Raw genomic sequence first — 22,500 nt, 5'->3', positions numbered from 1 at the left:
ACATGAAAAAAACTATTTATACCATATTCTTTCTTTGCGGAGCGTTTGCTTTTGCTCAGGAGAAGAAAAATGATACCGCCGATGTTGCCGCAACAAAAGAGATTCAGGAAGTTATTTTAAAATCCCAACGTAAAAAACAGTTTGCGGATAAAGCAGTTTATACTTTTGATAAAGAGGCACTGGAAAGAGCACGTTATGCAAAAGATCTGCTTCGTACCCTTCCTGAGTTACAGCTGGATCCGATATCCAATACAATAACCAGTACTAAGGGAGGAACTACGCTCTTTTTAATCAATGGGATTGAAGCTACAGATATGCAGATCCGAAGTGTAGCTCCCGGTGAAGTGGTAAAGGTAGAATATTATGATATTCCGCCGGCAAGATGGGCTACAAGAGCTGACACCGTAGTTAATATTCTGACAAGATCCACAGAAACAGGATATGTTTTCGGGGCTGATGTATCTACGGCTTTGAATACCGGATTTGTAAACGGTTCTGCCTACGCCAATTATACTAAGGGAAAAAATAATTTCGGACTTGAATATTCCCTGAATGTAAGGGATTATGATGACCGAAGAGTAAACAGTATCTATGATTACCAGCTGAACGGAAAGCATTATCGTTCTGATGAAAACAGGAAAGATTATTTCGGGTATACTTTCCAGAATGTTGCTTTGCGTTATACCAGACTTGTTCCTGATGATTATGCTTTTCAGGCCAAACTGAATATGGATATTTTCAGCAGATTTTCAAAAGGGGTAGGGCAGAGTGTCTTTAATGAAGATCAACTGAAGGAAGAACATGCAATGTTTAAAAATAATGGTTCGGATTATGTAATTCCTAAGCTGGATCTTTATTACTCCAAAAAAATGGGTGAAAAAGATGAGCTGAGCATTAATCTAGTAGGATCTCATTACACCACCAATACATCAGAAACTGCCAGTGAATGGATTGTAGGTTCAGGACTTTCGGTATATGATAATGATATGGTCCTGAAGGCAAAGCAAACGAGTCTGGTAGGAGAGCTTGCCCATACCCATGATTTTAAAGCTGGAAAACTTTCATCCGGATATCGTATTTCCAGGTCTTCCATTTCCAATGATCTGAATAACCTTGCCGGATATTCTCAATACAGTGTCAATTATCTGGAACAGTATTTTTATACCGAATTTGCCGGAAAAGTTGATAAATTCAGCTACCGCATCGGAGCCGGCCTTACAAATATTCATAACAAAAGTGCAGAGAATACTTTTGATGAATGGACTTTTACCCCGAAGGTTATTTTAGCTTATCAACTTAAAAATAATCAGAATCTTCGATTTACAGCAAGCTATAATCCGGTAAGCCCATGGAGTAATGCTTTAAGTAGTAATGTCGTACAATTGGCTCCAAATATTGTCCAGAGAGGAAATCCTTTTTTAGAATCTCAACAGGTTTTTTCTAATAACCTGACCTATTCTTTTAATAATAAATATTTTGATTTCAATGCAGGTTTATTTTATCGGTATACCAATAGGGTGATCAATCAGTATTATGTTCAGGATGATGTATTGGGAGGCTACGCTCTGACTTATGAAAACGGAAAAAACGGACAACGGTACGGAGTGCAGCTTACAGGATCTTATAAACCGTTCGGGAATAGCCTGCTTGTCATAAAAGCTGTGATTACGCCTACTTCTGAAACGGTAAGAACAAGTACAGGGGCTTTGATTAAGAATGACTATCTGGGAAATTATTTTTCACTTTCCTCAGAATATAAATCTTTTTCACTTCAGTATCAGTTCAATATTCCGGTGTATAATCTTAATGGAGCTTTCCTCAATACAAATGAAAATCAGAATAATATTTTTATAAGCTATAAACACAAGAACTGGACGTTTTCCACAGGCATGTACTGGATAGGAATGCCTTCGGAATATAAAACGAAAAGTTTACCTGAAAGCTTGGCAGACTATAAAGTTCATACTCAGATTATGAACAATAAATCTATGTTTGTATTAGGATTAAGCTATGATTTCTCTAAAGGAAAAAAGACAGAAATTCAGCGAAAACTTAATAATGAAACGGCTCCCGCAGCTACCTTTTAAAGGCAAATTTGAATGTTAATAAGAAATCCCCGCTCATTTGTAGGAGCGGGGATTTTGTTTTTATTATTTCTTGATGAATTTCGTATTCTTTGTATCTGCAGCATTTTTTCCGCTGATCTGAATGAAATAAGATGCAGGAGGAAGATCTGAGATCTGTATGTTTCCTGATTTTACATCTGAAGTTTTAACCAGTTTACCATCCAGGCTATAGATATTGGCTTTGGAATAATTATCAGTATTTCCTTTGAAACCGATAAAGTCCTGTGCCGGATTAGGATAAACCACTAAGTTTTCTTTTTTTACTGCATTGTTTACGGCCAGGAATGTTTCACTTAATGCAAATGTAGTTTTTACATTCTGGTTGATGCTCAACAATGGAATGCTGATATTTCCGTTTGTAGAATTTAGCAGGGCATATCTGTGAGAAGCATCGTAATAAGAATATGCTGTATTGGTTATTGTTCCGATAGGGTTAGAATAAGTAACATCCAGGGATGAATACAAATTAAAACTCTGTGTGAATTTTACTCTCAGAACATTACTGTAGGTTTGATTACCTATAATTAAAGTTCCATATGCATCAGAAATGGCAGTCATTGTACCACTAAATAATCCGCTGGCAGAAGATGAGGAAAAAGTTCCTTTGGCGGTATCAGTCTGTGTTGGTCCGTACGTTGTTGGATAATTAATATGAGTACCGTTATCCACACTAAAGTTTAAAGTTGCCTGTGTATTTACAATTCCTGTAATTTCCAGTTTAGTAGCTGAAGCTTTGTAATAAACGGTTGTTGCTCCGTCTACCATTTTAAGAGTAGAACCCGGGAAAGTTGCTATTTCAGTAGAAGAAGGAGTTGAATAGGTTGTTTGTGACGCGGCTCCCATTGTAAGTCCTCCATTTGAAAATGTTGCGTTAGGTCCTGTTGCAGAGTTGTTTACGGTACCAGTTGCGTTATTGTAATTGATAGCATTTCCGGAAATAGGATCATTGGCTGCTTTTGTAAGCGTGATCTGCGCAGACATCATGGCAGATGCTCCTATTAAAAGGAGTAAAGATTTTTTCATAGTCAGAATTTTTTGTTAAAAATAATTAAAAAATAGTATTCAAATGTTAATTTTATTTATTTTTCATTAAATTTTTAACAAAAACGCCTGCTGATCATATCAACAGGCGACTCTGTGCGTTAAAAATTTTTAAGTTTAATTGCTCATCACCATTTTACGGTATGCATAAATATCTTCAATGGTCACGACGCTCATCCCTTTTTTGATGGCAAAGTCTACGATTTCAGGAAGTCTTGCCATAGAACCGTCTTCATTTGTCAGTTCACAAAGTACGGCATCATCACCCAGATTGGCCATTTTTACAAGATCTACACTGCCTTCGGTATGACCGCGTCTTTCAAAGACGCCATCTTTTCTGGCAATCAGGGGGAAAACATGGCCCGGACTTGCAATATGCTCTGCCTGGGCGTTGGATGCCACAGCGGTTCTAATCGTTGTTACACGGTCTTTTGCTGAAACTCCTGATTCCACGCCTTCTCTGGCTTCAATGGAAATGGTAAAAGCGGTTTGATTTTTTGAATTGTTGTTTTCCACCATCGGACGAAGGTTGAGGTGGCGGCTCTTTTCTTCAGAAATACATAAGCAGACAATACCGCTGCATTCGCGGATCAGAAGCGCCATGTCCTGTTCTGTAATAGTGGAAGCGGGAAAGATGATATCACCTTCGTTTTCGCGGTTTTCATCGTCTACCAGAAGAATGCCTTTTCCTTTTTGTAGTGTTTGAAGTGCTTTTTCTACACGTTCTTTGGAGGTTGCTCCGAATTGTTCTAATAATTTTTCCATGTTATTTTACTTTTAAAAGTTAAAATAGTCTTCGGTACATGGAAATGAAATACAACGCAACAAGAGTCCATAAGGAATCTTATTGGTCATCTCATTTTCTTCTCCCATCCAGACTTTAACTGTCGGTTCCGGAATTTCACCAGATCAGTCCCTTCAAAAGAAAGGAGTCGCGGACTGTAACCGCCGGTAGGGAATTTCACCCTGCCCCGAAGAAAACTTATATTAAGTTTTGCTGTATGTTGTAATTTAAATTTTTATTTCATTGAATAGTATTTAACGCACAGACCGCTAATTTCGGGAAGTTTTTTGAAATGGAGAAGAGATTTGTAAGATTTATAATACCGTAAAAGAGATATCTATTTTAGACTGTTCTTAAAATTTTCTCCATCTTTTTTCCTTTTGTCAGCTCATCAATGAGTTTATCCATATAGCGGATATTCCGCATGAGTTCGTCTTCAATTTCTTCTACACGATATCCGCAGATCACACCTTTAATCAATGAAGCATTGGGATTTATCTGAGGAGCCTGATCAAAAAAAGTAATAAAATCATTTTTTTTATCAATCTTTTCCTGCAGGCCTTTTTCGTCATAACCTGTCAGCCAGCAGATGATTTCGTGAACTTCTGATTTTGTACGTCCCTTTTTTTCTGCTTTTTGAATATAATGGGGGTAGACACTGGCAAAAGCCGTGGTGAAAATTCTGGTATTCTGCATGACTTTATTGTTATTAATTAATATTGAGACTAACGTTTTAATTACCACTTCCAGATCTGAGGCTCATCTTTCCAGATCAGCAGTCTGAACTCTTCATAATGTTTCCCATTGCCGATGGTGTGGGTATCTCTGTGCCCTTTCTCTAGCTTTAATTTGTGTAAAATACCTGAGTGTGCTGCTACCCACAGGGTTTCTTCATCATCAGAAAGTGCTATTCCTGTAATAGTAGACCCAAGGAAGTATCTCCAAAGCTGATTTCCATTCTTATCAAAAGCTTTGATATAGCCGTAAGCGTCTCCCAGAATATAATAATCTTTTATGGCAACCCCTTCATAAACTCTCATTTCTTCATCAATGAAAGTAAAGTCTTTACTTTCTGTATACGCTTCAATATCAGCTCCTACATATTGATCGGCATTGATTCCGATGGTAATTCCGTTGTAAAAGTGGCAGGAATTTGTAATCAGTTGGCTGTCATCTTTTGCAAAAAGACAAAAATGTGGATAAGATGATTGTGGTCCTATAGATCCGATGGTATTTCCCTCCTGATCCAGTATTCTGTGATCATAGCACTGATCTCCTACTACGATATAAGAATTGTCGTTGGATAATGCTGCATTTTCCATGTCAATCTGAGAGCTCCAGTCTTCTTCATTGTCTTCATTGATGGGATGGATGAGTTTTTTTTCAGTATTTGAAACCAGAAAAATTCCGTCTGAGGAAACAATCACTACTTTGCTTCCATCATTGAAAGGATACATATCAGTAATCCCAAAATCTGGGTTTTCATCCAGTTCAAATTCATTGATGAGGTCTCCGTTCCAACCTTTATATAAAGATATTTTATGAGAATCTGCAATGGCGAAAATGTTTTCCCGTTTGGATTTCCCAATGGCACGGATGTTTTCATCAAGTTTTGTGGTAACATCTTTATCAAGAATATAAGCCTGTCTTTTTTCATATGAAGTGCCTGTCATGAAGACAATTTTTTCATCAGAGATAAAGTGCATATGTTCAATATTCTGAGCCTTATTTTCCATTAAAGGGATGATAGGAGTGTGGGCAGGCGGGAAATGTTCCCTGAAATTTTCTGTGTCTTCGTTTTTGTTAGCAGTTTTAAGCAATTCAAAAACTTCGCGGGCTATATCTGCTCTTTTATCTTCGGGTTCTTCACCTTTCCAGTTTTCCCAGCCGTTTTTTTCACCAAATTCAACCATTTCATTGATTTCTTTTGCATAGCGTTCCCCTTCTGAGAACCATTCTTTTTGGATTGTAGTGTTGTACATTAAACTTTTTATATTAAAATTTTATTGAAAATGAGGTTGTATTCCCTATCAACTAACTTACAAAAAATCTAATAATTCTGATAAAACAAAAAACAATTCTGGCTATAGGAGTAATTTATTTTTTGTGGATAACCTCAAGAATTAGTTTTAAATAATGCCTGCGAATAATTGCTGAACAATAAGGTTGAAAAAAATGTGGATAATTTATCCACAGAACTTATCCACATGATTTTTTATTTTAGAAATTTTTCAAAAATTCAATATTATTTTAAATTATTGAATTTTAATATATTATATGGTTCTTTTTTATGGGTTAAAAACATATCCATAGTTTATCCACAAGAGGAAATTGGATAATAGAAAGTTATCCACAAATATTTAAAGATGTGGATAACTGATTGTTTTTGATTTAATTATTTAAAAGTCAATTATTTAATTGAATATTTGTTGGTGCTCTGAAATTGTATCTCATACTTATCCACAAAATTTATAATTCTAATGGGTTAATGATAGTAAATGATTTTTTGTTGACTTGGTAGAATATTCCATTCTCGGTAGAGTGAAGGTTTTTAAATTCCGAATGCAATTGGTAGAATTCGTCTGATTGAAGATTCCAAATAAAAAAACTTGTTTTGTCTTTATAGGTTGAATGAAATATAATATTTCCAGCATTGGTAGATACAGATTGAGCACCTATGCATACAGGTGGAATTCTATAGCTGACAAGATTAAAGTTGTTTACATCCAACTCCTGCAACAGAAAATTTCCATAACCATTAAAAACTATTTTTCCATTTCCCAAATTGGCAACACAATAGCAATCGATAAGTTGGTCTTGTAAATTACTTGAGTTAAAACCAAAAACATGTTCACCATTAAGATTAAATACTGCTAATGCATCACAGTCAGGTTTATCACCTCTTAAAACACCTTCATCAAAATACGATACTATTATTTTTTTGCCATTTATCTTAATGTCATTAATTGAAGTACCAATATTAAATTTTACATAGGGCTTTCCTGTATAGTCAATAATTAAAGCATTTTCTATTGAGGTTGGACGATGAAGTACAATTAAAATTTTTTCTTCATTAATGATTTTAGCCATTAAGATATCAACTCCTAATTCTAATGGTGTTTCTGTGCCGGAGATTACAATTTTGTTCTTAGAGGTTATGGCAATAAAATTCCCGAGCTCATTAGTTGAAAGGTGTTTGATGTTCTCCTGAAATAAATCGAGTTCTATGGTTTTAGTGGTCATAATGATGGGGTTACACTGTAAATTGCTATCTTTTTAAGTGATAGAAAAGATATACCTTTTATTGCTTGTCTTTATAAATATTCCAGAAGTTAAAATCGGTCATCGGAGCATCTGTTATTCCGATATTTCGTCCCATCGTTACGATTTGCCCTCTGTGATAAGTCCCGTGAAGAATAGCGTGCTGGATATATTCATACTTTGAAAAGTCACACTGAAACCATTGAGACTCTATCTTTACATTCTTTGAAAGATCATCTTCAGACAGACTTTCCACATAATCTACCAGCTTTTGCGAATTGTTTTTAATAGCATTGAAAACATCTTCTTTGTCTGTGGTTTCTGTAGTTTTAGTAAAATCAAAATCATTTTTTTCAGAAATGTGGTTCCACCAATATTCCTGGGTCTGCCAAATGTGGTGTAAAGTTTTTAGGATAGTAGGAAAACTTGAAATTGTTTCCTGATTAAGCTGTTCGTCAGATTTTGTGGATAACCAGTCAATATATTTGTTGACTACCCAATTGTTGTACTGTACGCTTTTGTTGACTAATGCTTTTAAGCTCATAATATTAGTATTTAGTTGGTGTTGTAAGAAAATTATAATCCAAAATGCCGGTCTTTATCTATATTTTCAGGATTAATGAGTGCTTTATTGCTGTAAGTTGCAGCTTCAAAATCATTGATATTCACAGAAAGAAAGGAAATATCAGTGAGTAATTCAGAAAGTCTGGTGCTGATCTGTCTGGAAAGATATGCTTTTTGTTCAGTAGTACGGCCTTCCATAATATATCCGAAGACATGCAGAAAATTTTTCTTGCCTGTTCCTAATCTGTAATACTGATAGGGCTGAAGCCTCACTTTGATATCATTGGGAGCAGAAAGACCAGTTGCATCAGCTGTTTCATAAACGGCATCCATTAATTCTTCGGGCGTTCTCAGCTGAAGAATATCCTGCGAACAATCTATAATAAAATGAGGCATAGATTATATTTTGTGGTTTGATTTTGAGTGAGATAAAAATAATAAAAAATATCAATGGATGTTTAAAATAAAAACCACCCTATTTTTAGAGTGGTTGAAAAATATGTATTTTTTACGGTGTAAATGCAAGTTTTTATTGAACTGATTTTTTGATGCTGAATTGTGGTTTTACCGTATTGGTCATATCGAGTACAATGTCATAAGAACCATCTTCATTGATGGGAAAATCATAAGCATCAAAGGCAATGCTTTTATTATCATTATTCAGTCCGAGGCTGTATCCCCAGTCGCTATTAAATCTGAATTTTAAATTGCCTTTATTCAGTTTATAGTTTTTAAGAAAATAAATATTAGGAGTTTCAGGATTTGTCTGCAGTGGGATATCTTTTCCATCCCAGCCGTTAGGAGTAGCATTTCCGATAATTCCCCATGTAGGATTATTGGTATTTCTCTTTGCTGTTTTCACCGTTCCATCCCAGAAATGAATGACAACAGTATCTATTTTTCCGTTTTGATCAGGTTTAAATGTACAGGTAAATTTTTCATCCAGTTGAAATGATGTTTTACTTAATGGCAGCAAGGCATTTCTAGGATAACTGCCTTCTTTAAAAATCAGTTTCCCATCAGCACTGTTTATATAAAAGTTTGAATTTTCAGTGGAATAAACCCCATCCAGTTTTTTTAAATCCTCTGTACTCACTTTTGCAATGGCTGGAATAGTATAAGGCTTATTGTACAGTATTTTTTCTACCAGAGGAAAAATAAAATCTGTGTGTGAAAGCTCTGAATTTGAAATGACAATCACACAAATATCGTCCTCCAGAATTCTGTAATACCTGCTCCTGTAACCAGGTCCGCCACCATCATGACCCACTCTTTTTTTGTCAAAAACAGTCGAAATCTGAAAACCTAATCCATAATGATCCTTAAGATAAGGAGTAAAAGCTTTATCTATCGTTTCTTTTTTCAGAATGGTGTAATTCTTTAGCGCTTCATTGAACTTAAAAAGGTCTTCTACTGTAGAATACATGGCTCCCGCCCCAAAAGGATGATCGGTTTTGAAACGTAATGCTTCGTTTGACCTGTTATCGGATAAAAACTCATACCCAAATGCTTTATTTTCATCCGTAACAGTATTGAAGTTAAACCCACTGTGATTCATTTTCAGGGGTTTCAGTATATTGTTTTCTATCACTTTATCATAATTCAGACCTGTCACTTTTTTAATGATATAACTGAGAATATAATATCCTGAATTAGAGTAATCCCAATCTTTACCAGGTGAGAAATTCAGTGGTTTTGCGGAAATATACTTTAAAAATGTTGCCTCATCTACAGTATACTCAGAGTTTGTATCATTGGGAATTCCTGATGTATGCGAAAGCAGGTTGGCTAAAGTGATGCTGTCTCCCTTCGGAAAATCGGGATAATATTTTGAAAGTTTGTCATTCAAAGATAATTTCCCCTGTTCTTCTAACTGAAAAAGAACGGTTGCAGTGAACATTTTTGTGGTAGAAAATACCCGGTAAAGGCTGTTATTGGTGTTTTTTAGTTTTTTAGGGGCATTTCTGTAGCCGTAACTTTTTTCAAAAATAACTTTTCCTTTTTCGGCAATGAGAACGGAACCGCTGAACAAACCGGCTTTTTCATAAGTGGAGAATAATTGTTCCAGTTTTTCTGATTTCTGAGAAAAAAGTGGACTGGCTGCAAGCAATATCATAATGCAGGTTAAAATAGACTTCATTGATTTTTTTTAATAAGACACTTTTAAGTGTGATAATATTACATGACTAATGAACTATTTTTGGTTATCTGTATTTAATACCAAATTTTTTTTAATTCACCTGCAATTTCATCCGCTTTATCTTTGGTGAGCCAGTTTACGATTCTTGTTTCGGTTTCTTTTTGTATGAGAATAACAGAATAGGTTGAACCACTTATTGAAAAATGGTAGCGGACTCCCAATTGATGTTTTTCGATCTTAAAATCTTTCGTTTCAAAGCGATCTGTTTCTTTTTTCAGATAGATTTTAGGACTTGTGAATAATTTGTTTTTATACTGTATGGTTAAAGTTTCGGGATCAATGGTAAGAACTGTTTTTCCGAAATTATTCCACAGCCAGATATAGAGGAAGAAAATAAAAAGGCAGACTATAACTGCAGTTATAGAAGATAAACTGGTAAGTGCAAAAAAATCATTATACTGCAGGAGCCCAAAAATGATGATGATGAGTACCATCAAAAACATGAAAATTAAGCCAATACTTGTGATAAAGGTAGTTAGCCAATTGGTTTTGTTTTTTATTTCAATGATCGTTGGCATGTCTAATTGATTACTGTAAAGGTTTTCTTTCATACAACTTTGTTTTTTCAAGACCGAAATTATTTATCTCCATAGGTGAATCTTCTACCCGGTCCGGAAGATAGTTGTAAAGTTGATCGGTAAGCTTTACGATTCCAGATGTTATAGTATAATCGAATTCATAGCTTTTTCTATCAGTAATAATTTCCAGCCCGGATTGTTTTCTTTCACTGAATGGAGATGGAATACGGAAAGAATATATTGAAATAATTTCATCCCATTGTATAAACTCTGTTGTACTTTTTTGTTTAAAGTAAAACCCGTCTTCTGTGTACTGAAAAATTCCGTCATCATTATGCAGCCTGTCCATTTCTTTTTCAACTGAATCATAATCCTCTTTTTCAACAGGAGAATAAAGTTTTGCTACCGAAAATATGATCACAACAAAACATAGAAAAATAACAGCAAATGTAATTTTTTTATCATCAAAAATAGGATAGTTGTAAAGGCTCAGGATTAAGACAAGACAGGTTACAGCAATTATTTTTTTCATGGTTCAGATGGGTAGTTTTATTTTTTGCTCTTTAGCTGAAATACATTTCCTTCCGGATCAGTTCCGTCGCAGAGCCAGAAAGGGTAGTTTTCAAAAGTTTTGCTCTCTCTCATCTGAATGTTTTTTGAGACCAGTTCATTTCTTGCAGATTCTATATCAATGTCAATTTCAAAAACGAGTTTGATATTGTTGTCGAAGAGATATCCGGCTTCTATTTTTTCAAGATACTGATCTCCGATTTTATGGAGTCCGATATGGGAACCTCCGGCATCAAGCAAAACCCAGGTTGGGTCTTCCTCAATCACCTTCAAATTAAAATGGTCCACATAGAAGTTCCTGAGCAGCGGCACATTTTTCACATACATAATAATAGTTCCAAGCTTAGCATTCATGTCGTGGCTGTTTTAAGGTTAAGCCTCGTAAATAAGCTGTACTACACCGGATTTGAAAACATTGGTTTTGACTAATTTTAAATTTAATCTTTCCTTTACATCTTCAAAAAGAGGTTTGCCTTTTCCTAAAGCAATCGGATGAACGGATATTCTGTAGGTATCAATAAGATTGTGCTGAATGAATGTTTTAATAAGGCTTGCACCTCCATACAGCCAGATGTCTTTTCCACCCTGATCTTTTATTTCAGAAACTTTTCCCAGAATATCAGAACTGATGAAAACGGCATTTTCATCTTCTCTGTTTTGACTGGAAAAGACAAATTTATTTTTTGAATGAACAGCTTCCCAAAGTTTTTGTTCTTCCACTCCTGCATTTTCTTCCGGTTGATAATTTCCCCATGCATCATAGCTTACTCTTCCATAAAAGATCGTGTCTATGCCGGAAAGAAAACCATCAAAATCCATATCATCATCCATGATACACCAGTCGGTTTCTCCATTGGGTCCTTCAATAAATCCGTCTAATGTAATGGCAAGGTCTAGTATTATTTTTTTCATTTTTTAAGATAGGTATGAGTTGGAAATAACAATAAAGATAGGAATATCATTGCATTTGCAGGCAGCTATTTTCACAGAAAATAAAAGAAAGAGTAAGGAAACCCTGAATGTCATGAGGCTTGTTTTTTTTCTTGATTGAAGTCTATTTGTTCAAAATATTTATCATTGATGCTTCCATCAAATTCATTAGAAAGGATATTTCCTAATCTGTATCTGAATTTCGTTTTAAAATTACCCGTTAAGCGAGGCTCAAATACAGTTGCAATTTCTTTGGGTTTTAAAACGAAAAATTGAATACCTACTCCGCAAGTATACCTTCTGAAGTTATCTATTTTTTTCCATTGATGATTTTTATCTAAGCCTTCAAATTCTAGTATTACATTATTGCCAAAACCAATTATGCGCTCCCTTTCTTCCATATTATAAATGGTAACAGGAAATCCATCGTAATACTTTATAATCAATGGAATCTCTTTTGATAGTTTTAAACCAGCATTTAAGCTATCAATTTTAGCTTCATAGACTGCAGATGATATTTTTGTAGTATCAGTATATGTTTTAATTAATGGTGTTTTTTGAGATGTATCCACAAAAATTCGGAGATCTTTATAATGGCGTTCATTAAGCTCTTGATTAAGAGCTTTGAAATCGTTATTTTGGTAATTCTTTTCTAAAATTTTATTATTTGATTCATTGTCATTGTAGGTAAGCTTAATATTTTTTTGAGGCTGTCCTATGTACTGTATTTGCCTGTATATGAAAAAATAGATGTCTGATGTTTTTTCTAAAGGAATGTTATTTAAATCTTTTCCGTAAATATATTTAGGATAAATCATTTCTTGTGACCATAGCAGACAGGAGAAAAATAAAAGAAAAACTGGAAGACATTTTTTCATCGGTTAAAAGTTTTATAAAGGAATAAAGCCGCTCTTACAACGGAACGGCTTTCAATATATTGTCAACATCAGCTTAGCGGTAAGGCAGATTGATTTCTTCAATTTTTGTTCTCAAATCTCCAATGGTAAAGGTTTCTGAATTACATTGGAATTCAGGAATATCGTGTTGGGATAGGAAATCGTTTAAATCATCACAATCTTGCAGAATATTAAATTCCTTGTTGTCTAAATCTAAAACAATTCCTTTGGTTTTCCCATTGATAGAGTAGGTAAGAGGACTTAATGCTCCTAAAAAAGCCTTGGACCATAAGCCTTTCATGTTTTCTTCAAAATAAATAAATCTACCATAATTCAAAACTTTACAAAATCTTGAATACTGGTCAGGATCATATCCATTGTCTTTCTTATTGGTATATTTTCGATAAGTCTGAAAATACATTTCTCCTTTATGCGAAACAGCTAATGGAATTTTTACTCTTTTATTTTTTTGTTTGAAATAAAAGAATGCTTTTTCCGGCATATCAAGAGAATCACACTTTTCACAGGCTTTGAAATAGACCTCTTCGGTTGAAGAAGGCTTTTTATTTAAAACATCTTCCAAAGTCATATAAATACCTTCCGGAAAATCTCCTTTTTTGATGGATGGATATTCTTTTTCTTGTGCAGTTACTATGCTGGAAATAAAAAGAAGAACAAATAAAATATACAGTTTCATGGATTTTGTTTTTTCTGAGTGGCTAAATTACAAATAAGTAAACAGGGAAAATAGAATAAAAAGAAAGTTTATTCGGTTTCGTTGTAAGAATTAACCTTATAAAGTAGCTGGAACTTGATAATTTCTTTTTTAGAATTGGGATACTTTTCTTTATTTACCTGTTTTTCAAATTCTTTCATGATTTCCAGATCCAGATCATCTTTAACTGCAAACTGAATGTCGTTTTTCTTTTTTCCCAATTCAAATTGAACCATTATTTTTCCTTCACTTTTAGAATCCTTAAACAAATTCTCAAAAATTTTGTTGGTTTTATCAATAACAGACTTAATATCCTCAATGGAAGAATTCGCCTTTAATTCAGAATCACCGGTCAAAAATATGACCTTCTCTAGTTTAGTTTCTCTGTCTCCTTTATCGGTAACATATACTTCATTGCCATTTTTATAGGTTTTGATTGTTCCTTCTGTTGTGTAAGTTCCGTTGTCAATAGGATTGTTATAAGCATTTTTATGCGGAAACTCATCCAACCAGAATAATGTCTGATTTTTTTTCAGAAAGTTTAAAATATACCGCTGCTTTTCAGTTTGAAGAATGAATAAAGGTTCTTCGATGTCAAATGAAATGGTAGACCAATAATATTTTAATTCATCTTCATTGGCTTTTCTAATCTGATAATTTCCAGAAATTTCTTTTTTAAATTCATTCCATATCTTTTTTGAGTCATCCAATTTTTTGGCCATTTTCCCTTCAATTTCTACATCATCTATATGGAAAGTCAAGCTATCAGGAATATTTTTTAAGTTTTCTATATTTTTAAATCTCTTCCAGAGTGTTGGTCCTATAATTAAATTATTTCCCAGTATATCATAATTGGTTGTATGGGTTAGGCTCTCTGTAAACGATTTTTTTACTTTTTCATTTGTTTTATCATCAACATAATGATAAACTATGCCATTGGGAATGGTTATTTTCTCCGTGATTTGTGCTTTGACAGCATTGATGATGAATAAAAGAAAGAGAAGAATCTTTATTTTCATGGGTTGTTTTTAATTGGCGGAAATTACAAAAAAAAGGCTCTGATTTTTTCTGTGTACTGAATATTATTGTGCAAACTGTAATGTTTGAATTGCTTTTAAAAGTTCTACCTGACTTTCATATTGAACTTTAGAACAAAGGCTCCCCATTCAAATCAGTAGTAAGTACTTCACTCATATAATCGAAAAAGGGACGCATTGCCAATAAGGTAAGAAGTACTTCTTTCTGAAAGTTATCTGACAAAACTTCCTTATCAGTAAATTTCCGCATCACCAGGAATTGCTTCTTCCTGATTAAATCTATTGCCGGATGATTTTTATCAAAACCTCGCGGAGCTGTTTTTACAGAATCACCTTTTAGTTCACCAAAATATTTAATGAAGGTTTTGTCTGAAGTAATCTTTTCAATTTCTGTGCTGCTGATTTCAAATTCTTTACGGATACGGAGTAAATCTTTGGCTTCCGGACTCCAAAATCCTCCTCCCACAAAACTGTTGCCGGGTTCCAGCTGAATATAATATCCGCCTCTCAACATTGGTTTTGAACGGGAATATCCAGCTCCGAAATTGGTTTTATACGGCGTTTGATCTTTTGAAAAACGAACGTCTTTGTAAATTCTGAAAATATGGATTCCTTTCAGGTTGTCATACTCCTGGAGTTCATTATAAATCTGATTAAAAAAAACTTTGTTTTCTTTTAGAATGGCTTCGTATTCAGATTTGTGTCTGGCAAACCATTCCCGATTGTTACTTTCTTTTAAATGGGTGAGAAATTCAAATGCTTTTTTCATATTGTTATTTAGAGAGGTTATGCTTGTGTCCATTGCAGTTCAACGTATTTTGTACAATCGTTTTTCATATCATCATATCCATCGAGTAAAATTGCCGAACCTCCATTTTTCACGACTTCTTTTACAATTTTATAATTTTCTTGGGCTCCATCGGGTCCTAGTCCAACTAAGTCAAAAATAATATTATTTGTATTTGAAAGGGTAGTATACAATGATAAGAGATTTCTCGGGCTGCCTATAAGTGTATTGACTTTTATTTTTTTATTAATCCATTCCGTCTCATAAATTTTTTCGGAATAAGGACTAGCAGGATTTGCATTCTTCCTTAAATATTCTCCCACGGTCATAGGATAAAAAATATCTCTAAACTTTGATTCTCTGAAATGTTCAACAAAAGTCATTTTTTTGTGGATGATAATATTTTCATGGGGTGTCTTACCACAAAATAGATCTTTAAGAAACATTTCCGTTTCATGAAAGCGTGGTCCGTTGAAAAGATTTATAATAATAATTTCACCTTCATTGAATGTAAATGGAGGGACGTAAAATTTATCTGTTTTGATGCCTTTGTTTTCGATGATCATTTGGTTAATCTTTGTTTCAACTTTTCAGGGCTCAGATCTTTTTCAATCAGGTGTAATTACCTATTATTTTCAAAAATTTATTAAACTGCTTTAGACTCTGTAGAGTTGGGCATCAGCCGTTTTTATTTCCAATTTCTACTATTCACAATTCCCTTTGCAACTTTGTCTACCTCTTCAATTATCTCATTTTCTGTTGGAGAAGTAGCAGTCCGAATGATTTCATTTTTGATAATAGGACTTTGAGTGATAGGACCAAAAATAGTGATAATCCAATATTTCCATACTTCATCATCGTTGCTTTTTAAAATTGAAAGTAACTCTGTTGTAATTTTATCATTAATACTTTCTAAATATTCTGAAACAGGTTTTGCAACCGGCCAGTTCATATCTTGCAGCCATTCAAGTAAATTCGGAATAATTTCTTTGAGTTCTTCGTAGGAATAGTTTGTTAGTTTTTCAGCTGTAGACAAATCACCTTTACTTTTTGGAATTAAATCTCTAATATTTTCCATCATTTTAGCTGTTTTTTATTTGAATTTGCCTGCTTGTCAACCTGTTTTAGTTATTGCTTTTGTTTATCATAAGGAATTCCGTCTTTTGCTCCACACAAAAATAGACCAAAATCGGTTTCAATTTCTTCTTCACATCTGCATTTTTTGAATTGTCCAGAATGAGTTCAAATTCAGAAATTCTTGGTTTAATTTTTTCAATATTATTTTTTTCGCAGCATATCCAGGGGCCTGAAGCACCAAAAAATCTCCATAGGGTGCAGACTCATTTCTTATTTTTCCAAAATCAACTAATTCCAATGTTTCCAGATCCGTTTCTTTGAGTTCTGATTTGCTTATTTTGACGAATTCAGAAGTGTTTTTTACATCCATTTTTTGTGCATTACCATTGATAAAAAGTAATAGAATTATAATTGATAAATATTTCATTTTTATAATAAAGCTTTTCTAATTTTTACTTTGCAGACATTCAGTCAGAGTACTTTGTGAAGTGATGTATTCGTTGATGTTTGTGGCTTACTATTATCTGAAAATTTTAATCTGCTGCAGAACCCCTTTCTCATTTTTAAAACTAAAAATGTAGTTCCCAGGCCGTACTCTGGATAGATCTATCGTTTTATTATAATAGGCAAAGCCCCTGCTGACCACCTCTCCATCTGTGGAGTAAACCGTATATTCAAACTGATTGCTGTTGTTTTTATTGCTGATGATAAAGCCATCTTTGGATGCATTGGTATAGACTTTTGTTTCCAATATTCGGTCGTCATTGGTTGTATTTGCGAGTACGTTTTCGCTGATATCTGCTACCTGTATACTTTTAATAGCTGATTTGGTTACAGAGGTTGTACTTCCACCGATGATATATAGTTTATTGTTGTATACTTCTGCGGCAGCGTGTCTTCTGGGAATCATATTGGATGATAACTGATGGAACTTATTGGTTGTAGTATCAAAATAGGCCAGGAAAGTCTGATTATTATATCCTCCTGCAATAAAAATCTTATTACCGGATACCGCTAATGAATGTCCGGATATCCCGGCGGGCATTGTAAACTGATCGGTCCAGCGATCAGTGCTGAGGTCGTAAACATTGATCAGTCGGGATGAAGTACCGTTGAAACCACCAATGACATACAGCTTATCATTCACAATTTTGCCCTTTGTTTCTCTGGCTGTAGGCATATCGGGTAATGGGTGCCAGGTATCGGAAGCAATATCATAATATTGAAATCTATTAGAAAATTTAGTGGTTGCAGCTCCGTTTAGTCCGCTGCCGCCGAACACATATATTTTGCCGTTATGGATGGCAGAACCTGCATTTCCTGTGTAGGAACGATTAACAGCTCCCTTCGTTATTTTATTCGTTTCAAGGTCTACAATTTCAAGATGGCTATTTCCCCAGCCGTTAAAAATATAAATTTTATTATTATAAGTCTCCGAGTTAGCAAATTTTTTGGAAAGCAGAGAAGAGTTGAAAACACTCCATTTGTTATCCGTAATATTATATTTTTCAATATAATTGGCATTACCGCTGTTTTCCAGATATCCATTGCTCACATATATATTATCATCCACGATTACACTGGTTATTGCTCCTCTGCCTACAGACATATTGGAGAGACTTTTAAAATTAAGCGTTTGTGCCTGGGTGAGTAATGAACCCAAAAATGAAAGGAATAATAATTTTGTTTTCAATGGTACCGGGTTTAGTGTTTATTTTCTTTAAATGATTCGGTCTTATTTTCAGTACCGAACTTTAATAGAATATTTGTGGTTTAAAGATAGGAAAAAGTTGAAAATAATTTTCTAAAATTGCTTTTAGCGCTAAAAAAACAGGGCGGTTTCACTCACATTCTGCATTTTGTCATCAAGTATAGCTACCCCCTTAGTTAAGGGGGTATAGGGGGTTACATAAGGGGGTATAGCCACTTACCCAAGGGGCTAAAGGGACTTATGAAAGGGGCTGGAGGGGTTTTGTGAAGTAGGTATAGGCCGTTCCGAAGAGGGTATAGCCACTTATTCAAGTGGTTAAAGGGACTTATGGAAGTGGCTGCAGTGGGTTCATAAGTAGCTGGAGGTTATTCATGAAGTACTTAAAGGTATTTTGTGAAATGGTTATAGGAGGTCACATAATTGATGCAGGTTGTTCCTAAGCGAGTATAGCCATTTATACAAGTGTCTAAAGGGATTTATGGAAGTGACTAAAGGGGCTTCCGAAGCAGCTGGCCTTTATTCATGAAGTACTTAAAGGTATTTTGTGAAATGGCTATAGGATCTAAAGTCTCAATATTATTTTTACGGATGTTAATTTAATGCTGAAGTCTGCAGGTCTATTAACTATGATTTCTTATTTTAATTTTAGGATTCAATCCTATCAATATTTTTACTAAATCATAAAAAAATACTTCTGTATTTCTGGATTCAGATATTGTGATTTTGCTTTTTAATTCTTCATAATTTGAATAGTCAAAGCTTGAAATCCTTTCAATAATTTTATTTTCTTTCACAAGAAACAATGCGCTATATTTCCTATGCTTTGCAAATTCCTGCTTTTCAAAGAAATATTCTAGATCGTTGAAATTATATTTTTTAGAGCTAAACATTTTTTGAAATGTAATATCTTCTTTAGTGATTATAATCTTCGTATGAATCTTATAAAAGAAAGTCCATATTAAAAATAAAACGCCTAATAGAAAAGTTATTTTTAATATGATCATTATATTAAAGGCACTTGTTAGTCCTTTCAAATTAGAGTAAATAATAAGTGAAAAAACTACGGATAATATAAAAGTTAAGAAATGAATAATTAAAAATGATTCAAAATTTATTTTCGATTTTACCATGTTATGTTTTTACTCAATTGAATTTTGCTAAGTTAAAATATTAAAGTGAGATCATTTTAAAGGACTAAAATTATTTTACCAGTGTAAAGCCGGAAGACTTTACAAAGCTGAAGTATCCATTTTTTGTGCATTACCATTTATAAAAAATAATAATTGATAAATATTTCATTATTTATGTAATTGAGCTTTCCTAAATTTTATTTCCCAGCCAGTAGGTTTTGTGATAAGAGGTTATTGTAGGTGTATTTATTTCGTATAATCCCCTGCAACAATAGATTTTTCCATGGAGCTTATAATCTCAGAAACGGGAATGGTAAATATCCCGGCATCTCCTTTATCGAATTCTCTTTTCCAGTAAGAATATCCGTCCATTTCAAGGGAATCCGGCTTTTTCCCGGTCTCACTTTTCAGAGTGGTGACACTTTTGTCCAAAGCTTCTTCTGATATGGGAATATGTGTGAATTTGTCTGCAATGCCTGTGATACTACTGGTATCTTTAATCTTCAAACCACTGATGGAAATATGAATCACTTTTCCGGTTTCAGGATATTCCTCAATCTTTAAGATTTTAAGAATTGAGCTTTTTTCCGTAGGGCGGGTTTTGTAATTCCATTCCTGGCCGGCGCGGTATTGGTTATTTTTTGTACAACTGGAAAACAGTAAGAATATTCCTACGATTAAAGTATAGAGTTTCATGAAGGGAGGTTATTAGTTTTGTTTTTATTTCAAATAGGTTTGTTCAAGAAGTTCCACTGATTCCATTTCAGTTAATGGATTCTTCTTATCGGTATTATTTGTTAAATTGAATGAGATCAGATTGTTATTTCTTACGGCATATAGTAAATAGGAAGTCTTGTCCTTACTAACATCCTGAGATTTATCTTTTAGGATAATTTTCCAGATAATATAATTTTTTTCTTCGTTTCGCTTTACTTCTGAAACTTCGGCTTTCACTCCGGTTGAAGAGGCCCAGTAATCATATTCCCATTTATAAAATGCATTCAGCAATTCTTTTTCGGTTAAACCTACTTTATAAAACTCAAATTTTTCAGGTTTTCTTACTGAAATTAACAAACTTATTTTCTCGTCTTTATTGCTTAAGTGAAATTGTCCGGATTGTTTAAGCTGATTTTTATATTCCCATTTTCCGGGAACCTCAAATAATTCTCCATTGATTTGAAAAGGAGTTTTCTTTTGTGCAAAAGAAGAGCTTGAAACCAGAAGAAGAATGAAGATGGAAAGAAGTTTAAAGTTTAATTTCATTTTGATAACAGTATCTTGAGTGTTTAGTAAGTCCCAAATTTACATATTGTGCCAATATAAATTATATACTATGATGATGATAATGTTGTTTGAGTCATTTTTATTCTTCCTTCTTTACTATCCGAAGTCTCCTGGCTTTGGATTTTGTTTTTATTGACGCAAAGTCGGGAGACTTTGTGGAGAGAGGTTACTGCCTTCTACAATGGTGCAATCTCATGTTGGTAACAGTTATTATTTTAATTGAACTTCAATCTTTTTATCTTCCATAAATAACTTTATCCAATTCGGATTCTCATTATTTCTTGGAATGCATTCAATTAAACTTTTATTATTTTTATAATTTTCTATGGCTTGTTCCCCAAACTTGATTTTCATTTCATAAATTTCATTGCCACCATATCCAATCCAGGCTTTTGTTATTATTTGCTTGTCATTTTTAATATTATTATAAAGTAAGGATTTTGTGTCTTCTGGTAAATGACTTATACCATCACACCAAAAAGTCTTAGCATAATATTTTATCTTTTCATTTTCAATGTTTTTAAAATCTAGAGACCATTCTAAATGACTGCAAAATTCTATATTAAACACTGGTTCATTAAGATTATAATTAAAAGCACCGCAATTTGGACATTCAACATATTCTCCATCCAATTTTTCAAACTCACATTCTGTACATCTGCCATTTCTATTGTTTAAATGTTGAATAATAATTTTTGCTTCATTTTTGTCTAAATTGAATTCGTCAATTAATTTTTTTTCAGCAAATACTTTTAAATTGTTTTGCATCAAAATATAAATATCAAGCTTTTGTTCTTCAGAAAAGTTTATAATGATCACTTCATTTTTACATTTGTTGCAATTAATTTTCATTCTAAATTTGTTTTTTTGTTACAAACATCCAAATTTAGAGATTAAATTAACATTAGAGAGCCGAATTTGCGGAGCTTGGGAATAGGGGGATTTTATAGCAATTTTAATCTTTTAAAGACTATTCATAGGGTTCTCCCAATTGTAACTATATAGCTTGTTTTTTAAAGCTGATTCAAGTTTATTTCTAATATTTTCTTTGTTAATTTTAGATTCAGTAGTTAACTTTAAAATATCATAAAATCTTTTAGAGTTTATAAGTTCAATAGGTATACCTCTATCATGTGATTTTTTAACTGTTTTACTTGCTCCGCTTTGAAAATCTGATGTAGTAACAAAAATTCCTTTTGGTATACCAGAAAGAAAAAGAGCACCTGTTAGCTCTCTTATTTGATCAACCTTTATTTTATTCTTATATCTCTTAACTTGGACACCAATTTGTTTTCCTTCCTTTTCTAGAATGACATCAATTCCCCCATCATTTGAATAACCTGTTACAATTGCATCATATCCAAGGTTTTTAAAAACCTGCCCTGTTACATCTTCAAATAATTTTGGATGTAAACTAAATCTTGATTCATATTTAGCTAGAAGATATTTTGAAATCTCATTGATAGGAGCGTCAATATTATGCAAATCTAATTTTTTCTATAGACCTGCAGTACCATAGAAAAATTGCCATAACTGCGATACTTTAGTACTGACAGTCACATGCTTTATTATTGTCCACTAGCCACATTTATTACAGTGATGAAAGTATGCTTCACACGAATACTTAGAAAGATCAAGCTCCCACATTTCTTCATCCATCCCTTCTTCATAGCACCAGCTCTTTCCTAATTGATGAAAACTATAAATTTCTTTTAAATCTACATCCCAATAGTCATCTATTAAAAATACTTCTAATTCATTTTGACAAAAGACACATTTTTGCCTATGAGGATTATTATCACCAACTTTTAATGGGCTGTCAAAATGATCATATTCAAAGATTGACATAATTATAAATATCAGGCAGTA

Annotated in this window: 27 protein-coding genes and 1 riboswitch; of the genes, 1 reads left to right on the top strand and 26 read right to left on the bottom strand. The window is 33.5% G+C overall.

Annotated features, from left to right (window positions below):
• Positions 1-2 precede the first annotated feature (2 nt).
• On the top strand, positions 3-2,087 hold the full coding sequence (locus tag DYR29_RS12305) for a TonB-dependent receptor domain-containing protein (RefSeq protein WP_213277116.1): 2,085 nt from the start codon (positions 3-5) through the stop codon (positions 2,085-2,087).
• Between the two features lie 63 nt (positions 2,088-2,150).
• Here DYR29_RS12305 and DYR29_RS12300 read toward each other — a convergent pair whose 3' ends face one another.
• From DYR29_RS12300 to DYR29_RS12175, 26 genes are all read right to left on the bottom strand, one after another.
• Positions 2,151-3,149, bottom strand: coding sequence for a T9SS type A sorting domain-containing protein (locus tag DYR29_RS12300; protein ID WP_213277115.1), 999 nt, complete (start codon positions 3,147-3,149; stop codon positions 2,151-2,153).
• 135 nt (positions 3,150-3,284) lie between these two features.
• Positions 3,285-3,932: a 3,4-dihydroxy-2-butanone-4-phosphate synthase gene (gene ribB / locus DYR29_RS12295; protein ID WP_213277114.1), complete on the bottom strand. Its 648-nt coding sequence runs from the start codon at positions 3,930-3,932 to the stop codon at positions 3,285-3,287.
• A 92-nt stretch (positions 3,933-4,024) separates the two neighbouring features.
• A riboswitch (FMN riboswitch) is annotated at positions 4,025-4,150 on the bottom strand.
• Between the two features lie 143 nt (positions 4,151-4,293).
• On the bottom strand, positions 4,294-4,647 hold the full coding sequence (locus DYR29_RS12290) for a DUF2200 domain-containing protein (RefSeq protein WP_213277113.1): 354 nt from the start codon (positions 4,645-4,647) through the stop codon (positions 4,294-4,296).
• A gap of 41 nt (positions 4,648-4,688) precedes the next feature.
• Positions 4,689-5,933: a hypothetical protein gene (locus tag DYR29_RS12285; protein WP_213277112.1), complete on the bottom strand. Its 1,245-nt coding sequence runs from the start codon at positions 5,931-5,933 to the stop codon at positions 4,689-4,691.
• 487 nt (positions 5,934-6,420) lie between these two features.
• A complete protein-coding gene (locus DYR29_RS12280) occupies positions 6,421-7,194 on the bottom strand; it encodes a hypothetical protein (RefSeq protein ID WP_213277111.1) in 774 nt (257 codons plus the stop codon).
• A gap of 58 nt (positions 7,195-7,252) precedes the next feature.
• Positions 7,253-7,756 (bottom strand): DinB family protein, encoded by a 504-nt coding sequence (locus DYR29_RS12275; protein ID WP_213277110.1) that lies wholly within the window; start codon positions 7,754-7,756, stop codon positions 7,253-7,255.
• Positions 7,757-7,788: 32 nt separating this feature from the next.
• A complete protein-coding gene (locus tag DYR29_RS12270) occupies positions 7,789-8,172 on the bottom strand; it encodes a 5-carboxymethyl-2-hydroxymuconate Delta-isomerase (RefSeq protein ID WP_213277109.1) in 384 nt (127 codons plus the stop codon).
• Between the two features lie 133 nt (positions 8,173-8,305).
• The gene (locus DYR29_RS12265) at positions 8,306-9,916 is read right to left on the bottom strand and encodes a serine hydrolase (protein WP_213277108.1); all 1,611 of its coding nucleotides are present in this window, start codon (positions 9,914-9,916) and stop codon (positions 8,306-8,308) included.
• A gap of 74 nt (positions 9,917-9,990) precedes the next feature.
• Positions 9,991-10,527, bottom strand: a complete 537-nt coding sequence (locus DYR29_RS12260) for a hypothetical protein (RefSeq protein ID WP_213277107.1) — start codon at positions 10,525-10,527, stop codon at positions 9,991-9,993.
• Entirely contained in the window at positions 10,505-11,026 is a 522-nt protein-coding gene (locus tag DYR29_RS12255) for a hypothetical protein (protein WP_213277106.1), read from the bottom strand. The genes DYR29_RS12260 and DYR29_RS12255 overlap by 23 nt, the downstream gene beginning before the upstream one ends.
• 17 nt (positions 11,027-11,043) lie before the next feature.
• On the bottom strand, positions 11,044-11,418 hold the full coding sequence (locus DYR29_RS12250; RefSeq protein WP_213277105.1) for a VOC family protein: 375 nt from the start codon (positions 11,416-11,418) through the stop codon (positions 11,044-11,046).
• Positions 11,419-11,436: 18 nt separating this feature from the next.
• Positions 11,437-11,976: a dihydrofolate reductase family protein gene (locus DYR29_RS12245; RefSeq protein WP_213277104.1), complete on the bottom strand. Its 540-nt coding sequence runs from the start codon at positions 11,974-11,976 to the stop codon at positions 11,437-11,439.
• Between the two features lie 110 nt (positions 11,977-12,086).
• A complete protein-coding gene (locus DYR29_RS12240) occupies positions 12,087-12,872 on the bottom strand; it encodes a hypothetical protein (RefSeq protein ID WP_213277103.1) in 786 nt (261 codons plus the stop codon).
• A 73-nt stretch (positions 12,873-12,945) separates the two neighbouring features.
• Complete coding sequence (locus tag DYR29_RS12235; protein WP_213277102.1) at positions 12,946-13,587, bottom strand: hypothetical protein; 642 nt, start codon at positions 13,585-13,587, stop codon at positions 12,946-12,948.
• Between the two features lie 68 nt (positions 13,588-13,655).
• On the bottom strand, positions 13,656-14,624 hold the full coding sequence (locus tag DYR29_RS12230) for a hypothetical protein (protein ID WP_213277101.1): 969 nt from the start codon (positions 14,622-14,624) through the stop codon (positions 13,656-13,658).
• 127 nt (positions 14,625-14,751) lie between these two features.
• On the bottom strand, positions 14,752-15,411 hold the full coding sequence (locus DYR29_RS12225) for a DUF2461 domain-containing protein (protein WP_213277100.1): 660 nt from the start codon (positions 15,409-15,411) through the stop codon (positions 14,752-14,754).
• A gap of 17 nt (positions 15,412-15,428) precedes the next feature.
• Positions 15,429-15,995 carry a hypothetical protein gene (locus DYR29_RS12220; protein ID WP_213277099.1) on the bottom strand — a complete coding sequence of 189 codons (567 nt, stop codon included), beginning with the start codon at positions 15,993-15,995 and terminating at the stop codon, positions 15,429-15,431.
• 122 nt (positions 15,996-16,117) lie between these two features.
• A complete protein-coding gene (locus tag DYR29_RS12215; RefSeq protein WP_213277098.1) occupies positions 16,118-16,510 on the bottom strand; it encodes a DUF5071 domain-containing protein in 393 nt (130 codons plus the stop codon).
• Between the two features lie 126 nt (positions 16,511-16,636).
• Positions 16,637-16,933, bottom strand: coding sequence for a hypothetical protein (locus DYR29_RS12210; RefSeq protein WP_213277097.1), 297 nt, complete (start codon positions 16,931-16,933; stop codon positions 16,637-16,639).
• A gap of 93 nt (positions 16,934-17,026) precedes the next feature.
• Positions 17,027-18,199: a T9SS C-terminal target domain-containing protein gene (locus DYR29_RS12205; protein ID WP_213277096.1), complete on the bottom strand. Its 1,173-nt coding sequence runs from the start codon at positions 18,197-18,199 to the stop codon at positions 17,027-17,029.
• A 638-nt stretch (positions 18,200-18,837) separates the two neighbouring features.
• Positions 18,838-19,347 (bottom strand): hypothetical protein, encoded by a 510-nt coding sequence (locus tag DYR29_RS12200; RefSeq protein ID WP_213277095.1) that lies wholly within the window; start codon positions 19,345-19,347, stop codon positions 18,838-18,840.
• A gap of 246 nt (positions 19,348-19,593) precedes the next feature.
• Positions 19,594-20,043 (bottom strand): hypothetical protein, encoded by a 450-nt coding sequence (locus DYR29_RS12195; RefSeq protein ID WP_213277094.1) that lies wholly within the window; start codon positions 20,041-20,043, stop codon positions 19,594-19,596.
• Positions 20,044-20,067: 24 nt separating this feature from the next.
• Entirely contained in the window at positions 20,068-20,610 is a 543-nt protein-coding gene (locus DYR29_RS12190; protein WP_213277093.1) for a hypothetical protein, read from the bottom strand.
• Positions 20,611-20,841: 231 nt separating this feature from the next.
• Entirely contained in the window at positions 20,842-21,483 is a 642-nt protein-coding gene (locus DYR29_RS12185; RefSeq protein WP_213277092.1) for a hypothetical protein, read from the bottom strand.
• Positions 21,484-21,594: 111 nt separating this feature from the next.
• Positions 21,595-22,116, bottom strand: a complete 522-nt coding sequence (locus tag DYR29_RS12180; RefSeq protein WP_213277091.1) for a restriction endonuclease — start codon at positions 22,114-22,116, stop codon at positions 21,595-21,597.
• A 93-nt stretch (positions 22,117-22,209) separates the two neighbouring features.
• Complete coding sequence (locus tag DYR29_RS12175) at positions 22,210-22,479, bottom strand: hypothetical protein (RefSeq protein WP_213277090.1); 270 nt, start codon at positions 22,477-22,479, stop codon at positions 22,210-22,212.
• Positions 22,480-22,500 lie beyond the last annotated feature (21 nt).

This window comes from Chryseobacterium indologenes (genome assembly GCF_018362995.1).
Lineage (GTDB): Bacteria > Bacteroidota > Bacteroidia > Flavobacteriales > Weeksellaceae > Chryseobacterium > Chryseobacterium indologenes_G.
The sequence above is the reverse complement of the archived record's forward strand: the minus strand, read 5'-3'. Positions and strand labels throughout refer to the sequence as shown.

Excerpts from the sequence above, each read along its gene's own strand:
- DYR29_RS12300 (WP_213277115.1), bottom strand. The coding sequence starts at position 3,149 with ATGAAAAAATCTTTACTCCTTTTAATAGGAGCATCTGCCATGATGTCT.
- DYR29_RS12290 (WP_213277113.1), bottom strand. The coding sequence starts at position 4,647 with ATGCAGAATACCAGAATTTTCACCACGGCTTTTGCCAGTGTCTACCCC.
- DYR29_RS12275 (WP_213277110.1), bottom strand. The coding sequence starts at position 7,756 with ATGAGCTTAAAAGCATTAGTCAACAAAAGCGTACAGTACAACAATTGG.
- DYR29_RS12235 (WP_213277102.1), bottom strand. The coding sequence starts at position 13,587 with ATGAAACTGTATATTTTATTTGTTCTTCTTTTTATTTCCAGCATAGTA.
- DYR29_RS12200 (WP_213277095.1), bottom strand. The coding sequence starts at position 19,347 with ATGGTAAAATCGAAAATAAATTTTGAATCATTTTTAATTATTCATTTC.
- DYR29_RS12270 (WP_213277109.1), bottom strand. The coding sequence starts at position 8,172 with ATGCCTCATTTTATTATAGATTGTTCGCAGGATATTCTTCAGCTGAGA.
- DYR29_RS12215 (WP_213277098.1), bottom strand. The coding sequence starts at position 16,510 with ATGATGGAAAATATTAGAGATTTAATTCCAAAAAGTAAAGGTGATTTG.
- DYR29_RS12285 (WP_213277112.1), bottom strand. The coding sequence starts at position 5,933 with ATGTACAACACTACAATCCAAAAAGAATGGTTCTCAGAAGGGGAACGC.
- ribB (WP_213277114.1), bottom strand. The coding sequence starts at position 3,932 with ATGGAAAAATTATTAGAACAATTCGGAGCAACCTCCAAAGAACGTGTA.
- DYR29_RS12225 (WP_213277100.1), bottom strand. The coding sequence starts at position 15,411 with ATGAAAAAAGCATTTGAATTTCTCACCCATTTAAAAGAAAGTAACAAT.
- DYR29_RS12250 (WP_213277105.1), bottom strand. The coding sequence starts at position 11,418 with ATGAATGCTAAGCTTGGAACTATTATTATGTATGTGAAAAATGTGCCG.
- DYR29_RS12240 (WP_213277103.1), bottom strand. The coding sequence starts at position 12,872 with ATGAAAAAATGTCTTCCAGTTTTTCTTTTATTTTTCTCCTGTCTGCTA.
- DYR29_RS12190 (WP_213277093.1), bottom strand. The coding sequence starts at position 20,610 with ATGAAATTAAACTTTAAACTTCTTTCCATCTTCATTCTTCTTCTGGTT.
- DYR29_RS12210 (WP_213277097.1), bottom strand. The coding sequence starts at position 16,933 with ATGAAATATTTATCAATTATAATTCTATTACTTTTTATCAATGGTAAT.
- DYR29_RS12255 (WP_213277106.1), bottom strand. The coding sequence starts at position 11,026 with ATGAAAAAAATAATTGCTGTAACCTGTCTTGTCTTAATCCTGAGCCTT.
- DYR29_RS12265 (WP_213277108.1), bottom strand. The coding sequence starts at position 9,916 with ATGAAGTCTATTTTAACCTGCATTATGATATTGCTTGCAGCCAGTCCA.
- DYR29_RS12185 (WP_213277092.1), bottom strand. The coding sequence starts at position 21,483 with ATGAAAATTAATTGCAACAAATGTAAAAATGAAGTGATCATTATAAAC.
- DYR29_RS12195 (WP_213277094.1), bottom strand. The coding sequence starts at position 20,043 with ATGAAACTCTATACTTTAATCGTAGGAATATTCTTACTGTTTTCCAGT.
- DYR29_RS12220 (WP_213277099.1), bottom strand. The coding sequence starts at position 15,995 with ATGATCATCGAAAACAAAGGCATCAAAACAGATAAATTTTACGTCCCT.
- DYR29_RS12280 (WP_213277111.1), bottom strand. The coding sequence starts at position 7,194 with ATGACCACTAAAACCATAGAACTCGATTTATTTCAGGAGAACATCAAA.
- DYR29_RS12175 (WP_213277090.1), bottom strand. The coding sequence starts at position 22,479 with ATGTCAATCTTTGAATATGATCATTTTGACAGCCCATTAAAAGTTGGT.
- DYR29_RS12260 (WP_213277107.1), bottom strand. The coding sequence starts at position 10,527 with ATGAAAGAAAACCTTTACAGTAATCAATTAGACATGCCAACGATCATT.
- DYR29_RS12245 (WP_213277104.1), bottom strand. The coding sequence starts at position 11,976 with ATGAAAAAAATAATACTAGACCTTGCCATTACATTAGACGGATTTATT.
- DYR29_RS12305 (WP_213277116.1), top strand. The coding sequence starts at position 3 with ATGAAAAAAACTATTTATACCATATTCTTTCTTTGCGGAGCGTTTGCT.
- DYR29_RS12230 (WP_213277101.1), bottom strand. The coding sequence starts at position 14,624 with ATGAAAATAAAGATTCTTCTCTTTCTTTTATTCATCATCAATGCTGTC.